Below are 452 nucleotides of genomic sequence, written 5' to 3'. Positions count from 1 at the left end.
CTATAATGCACATCCATCGGCGGTGATGTTGATAAAAACTTGTTGATAAACAAGGATTTAGCTAAAATGGTTGAGTTCTGGTTTAGGTGGTAAGTTTAGAAATAAAATCAACATTGCATGTTGACTTTCTAAAAATAGAGAGTAATATAGCCGACCTAGCTTGATGCTGACGAAGCATCGAGAAGATCATTAAGAGATTATGAAGAACAACTTGTGTGGATTTTTACTGGTTGATTAATCGAATATATTTTCATTAATTGATTGGTTTGAATTACTCGAAGTTTATTTGAGCGAAATTTAAGTCAGTAATTGATGAGCCAGAATTAGTACTTTGTCTTAACTAAAGTACAAAATGATTTTAACTGAAGAGTTTGATCATGGCTCAGATTGAACGCTGGCGGCAGGCTTAACACATGCAAGTCGAGCGGGGAAGGTTGCTTCGGTAACTGACC

The 452-nt window shown here is 35.8% G+C and carries 1 rRNA gene; it reads left to right on the top strand.

From position 1 onward, the window contains the following. Positions 1 to 359: 359 nt before the first annotated feature. Positions 360 to 452 (top strand): 16S ribosomal RNA (locus ACPEPR_RS13830); the annotation flags it as partial.

This window comes from Acinetobacter sp. AND/436 (assembly GCF_049546925.1).
GTDB classification, from domain to species: domain Bacteria; phylum Pseudomonadota; class Gammaproteobacteria; order Pseudomonadales; family Moraxellaceae; genus Acinetobacter; species Acinetobacter indicus.
This window is presented reverse-complemented; position numbering and strand designations above follow the sequence as displayed.